Origin of the sequence: Microcoleus sp. S13_C3 (genome assembly GCF_036700905.1) — a bacterium.
Taxonomy (GTDB): Bacteria; Cyanobacteriota; Cyanobacteriia; order Cyanobacteriales; family Microcoleaceae; genus Microcoleus.
On sequence record NZ_JAUBPT010000297.1, the window covers coordinates 1 to 3842 of the forward strand.

Annotated in this window: 2 protein-coding genes; one reads left to right on the plus strand and one right to left on the minus strand. The window is 45.1% G+C overall.

All coding sequences use genetic code 11. The features are described from left to right. Positions 1-126: 126 nt before the first annotated feature. Positions 127-3330, plus strand: a complete 3204-nt coding sequence (locus tag QUA16_RS35955) for an efflux RND transporter permease subunit (RefSeq protein WP_333109571.1) — start codon at positions 127-129, stop codon at positions 3328-3330. Positions 3331-3524: 194 nt separating this feature from the next. Here QUA16_RS35955 and QUA16_RS35960 read toward each other — a convergent pair whose 3' ends face one another. Continuing rightward, positions 3525-3680, minus strand: a complete 156-nt coding sequence (locus QUA16_RS35960) for a hypothetical protein (RefSeq protein WP_333109569.1) — start codon at positions 3678-3680, stop codon at positions 3525-3527. Positions 3681-3842 lie beyond the last annotated feature (162 nt).

Here is a 3842-nt window from a genome sequence, read left to right on the forward strand (position 1 = left end):
ACAGTCAACAGTCAACAGTCAACAGTCAACAGTCAACAGTCAACAGTCAACAGTCAACAGTCAACAGTCAACAATCACCTGACGGTGCAACCGGAATTGATATAACAACTACCCATTACCCAAATAATGTTTGCAGATTTCTTTATTAAACGACCAGTCTTTGCTAGCGTCTGCGCCTTAATTATTATCTTGGTAGGCGCAATCAGCATCCCCAGCATACCTATCGAGCGCTTCCCCGACATTAGCCCTACCCAAATCAACGTCACAGCTAACTATAGCGGGGCGAGTGCTGAAATTGTCGAAAATGCCGTTACCAACATCCTAGAAAGGCAAATCAACGGCGTTGAAGGACTCAAATATCTAACTTCCAGTAGTAGTAACGATGGTACTAGCACCATTACAGCTACCTTTGATTCATCGCGCAACAAAGACATTGCCGGCGTCGATGTTCAAAATCGAGTTGCCGTTGCTCAGCCACAACTACCAGATGCCGTACAACGCACAGGAGTTAGAGTTACAAAACAATCTACAAGTCTCCTATTAGCGATCGGTTTATTTACAGAAAATAAAGAATACGACACCATATTTTTGAGCAACTACGCTGACCTATATTTAGCAGATGCTTTAAAGCGGGTAAAAGGTGTTGGCGACGTGCGAATTTTTGGGGAAAGACGCTATGCAATGCGTTTATGGATAGACCCCAATAAATTAGCAGCGCGCCGTCTCACCATGCAAGATGTCACGAGGGCTCTCAACGAACAAAACTTGCAAGTTGGTGCTGGGAGAGTTGGCCAAGAACCTGCTCCACAGGGACAAATGTATCAAATTGACTTGCGTGCTGAAAGTCGCCTCAAAGAACCAGCAGAATTTGAAGAAATTGTCCTCAAAACAGAGACCAATGGAACGTTAGTTAAATTAAAAGATGTGGGGAGAGCAGAACTAGGGGCAGAGAATTACAGCTCATTTCTGCGATTTCGAGGCAATGATGCAGTAGGTTTAGGAATTTACCAACTGCCTGGAAGTAATGCTTTGAATGTTGCCCATGCCGTCAAAAAAGAAATGGAAAAACTAGCTGTTGCTTTCCCTCCGGGGTTGATACATAGAGTAGCGCTAGACACGACTTTGTTTGTAGAAGAGTCGATGGCAGAAGTAGTCAAGACATTATTTGAAGCAGTCTTGCTAGTGGTGATAGTTATTTTTGTTTTCTTGCAAGACTGGCGCACAACTATTATTCCTATCATCACAATTCCAATTTCTTTGATTGGGACGTTTGCCTTTATCAAAGTTTTCGGATTTACGATTAACAGTTTATCTCTGTTTGGTCTGACATTAGCGACGGGATTAGTGGTTGATGACGCTATCATTGTAGTAGAAAATATTGACCGCCTGATCCGCCAAGGGATGAATGCCCGCGAAGCAGCTTTTGAGTCAATGCGGGAGCTTTTTAGCGCTGTAATTGCGACTTCTTTAGTGTTGATGGCAGTGTTCGTGCCAGTGGCATTTTTCCCCGGAACTACGGGAGCGCTTTATAAACAATTTGCGCTGACAATTGCTTTTTCAGTATTGCTGTCTACCTTTATTGCTATTACTCTCACGCCCTCACTTTCAGCTATATTACTGCGTAGGGGGCCGAAGTTTGGGGGCCCGCTAGGTTGGGTTTTTGACCGTTTTAATGGAGTTCTCAATTGGGTACAGCGGCAATATCGGAAATCCTTAATATTTCTCACAGGAATTAAGACTATTGTCACCCTCGTGTTCATCGGTTCTCTGGGAGTAACAGCTTGGCTTTATTTATCAGTGCCCACAGCATTTATCCCGGAAGAAGACCAGGGCTATTTTATGACAATTATTCAAGGACCCCAGGGTGTTTCGCTGCAATACACTCAGAAAGTAATGGATCAAGTAGAACAAGAAATCCTCAAGCTTCCTGAAGTTGTCGGGACTTTTTCAGTGGGTGGATTTGGTTTTAGCGGTAGCACTTCTAATCAAGGCATTATATTTACTACACTTAAAGCCTGGGATGAACGTCACGGAGAAGATCAAACTGTACAAGCGATTATTGGTAAGTTGCGGGGTAAGTTTTTCTCGATTCCAGAAGCGAGAATTTTCCCTGTGAATCCGCCGGCTATTCAAGGTTTAGGTCAATTTGGGGGTTTCCAATTTCAATTGCAAGACCGCAAAGGTAACGGCGGTTTAGATGGCTTAGTCCAGACTATGGGCGGGATTTTGAAGCAGGCAAATCAGACACCGGGATTGCAAGCGGTATTTAGTACATTTGCTGCGAATACGCCTCAGTTAATTGTGGAGGTAGACCGCAATCGAGCTAAGGCTCTAGATATTCCCATTAATGATGTTTTCAGTACGTTACAAACGGCTCTGGGTGCTCAGTATGTGAACGATTTTAACCTGCAGCAGCGCAATTATCGGGTGTATGTTCAGGCGGACAAACAGTTTCGTGATAACCCTGAAGATATTGGGAAATTGTATGTGCGTTCTGGAAAGAATGAAATGATTTCTTTGAGCAATTTGGTGAAGATAACTCCGGTGGTGGGAGCTCAAACTGTTAACCACTACAATTTATATAGGTCAATTGAAATTACTGGCTCTCCGGCTCCGGGAGCGAGTTCGGGACAGGCGCTAAAATCGATGGAAAAGGTGTCGGCTGAAGTTTTACCCTCTGGTTTTGGCTATGAATGGTCGGGGAGTTCTTTAGAAGAAATTGAATCGGGCGGTCAAGCACCGATTATTTTCGGTTTGGGGCTGATTTTCGTGTTCTTGGTGTTGGCGGCTCAGTACGAAAATTATGTCGATCCTTTCATTATTTTGCTATCGGTGCCTCTGGCGATTTTGGGTGCGCTTTTAGCTCAGTCGTTGCGGGGTTTGGCGAATGATGTTTATTGCCAGATTGGTTTGGTGATGTTGATTGGATTGGCTAGTAAAAATGCGATTTTAATCGTGGAGTTTGCGAACCAGTTACGGGAGCGGGGATATCCAATTGCTAAGGCGGCAGTTGAGGCTTCTCAAGAGCGTTTACGACCGATTTTGATGACTTCTCTGGCTTTCATTTTGGGTATTGCTCCTCTGGTTAACCCAGAAGGTGCGGGTGCAGCTAGCCGCCGATCGCTGGGGAATGCGATCGCCGGAGGGATGGTTGTTTCTACTTTCTTGAGTTTGTTTATGGTGCCGGTTCTGTATGTGGTGGTTGTCTCGGCTCGCGATCGCTTTAAGAAGCGCGATCGCCCGCAAAATCCGCCGGAGGATGGCACAATTTTGAATGGCAAAACGACTCCCCACGAGGAGATTGAACGCGACAAAGTATCGCCGTTGTAGTTGGTAAGTTGAAAAGGCGATCGTTTTGTGAGTTGAATTGGTACGATCGCCCAAAACCCGCCAATCCCGCATCAAAACCCCCAAAGTCCCCAGGTTAGTCCGGGGATCAATTCTTCAATCCCAAATCTAAAATCTAAAATCTAAAATCTAAAATCTAAAATCTAAAATCGATTGACGGCGGCCCCCATCTGCGGCTACGCTTGGAAGTGAGAGGTTGCTTGCTTGTAGAGGAGGCAGCCCGCGTCGCCCAAAAATCTAGTTGCACTGCCCAAAGCTGTTGGTAGCAGCAATGGACAGCTAACCGCCAAACTGATACCAGCAGTCTGGAGGCTAACGGAGTATCTTAACATCCTCTGTAGCCGCCCTGCTATGTGTTGAACTGCGGGGCGGCTGGGTTTTTGGGTTTTTCTAGAAAACCCAAAACCAGGAGAACATAATAAGTAATTGGACAGAATTAATTACACACTGATTTTTTGCTGATTCTTTACTAGACAAGGCTTGTAGCCCAAATT

What these genes read in the sequence shown, in the direction of transcription:
- QUA16_RS35955 (WP_333109571.1), top strand. Translation starts at nt 127, where the DNA reads ATGTTTGCAGATTTCTTTATTAAACGACCAGTCTTTGCTAGCGTCTGC.
- QUA16_RS35960 (WP_333109569.1), bottom strand. Translation starts at nt 3,680, where the DNA reads ATGTTAAGATACTCCGTTAGCCTCCAGACTGCTGGTATCAGTTTGGCG.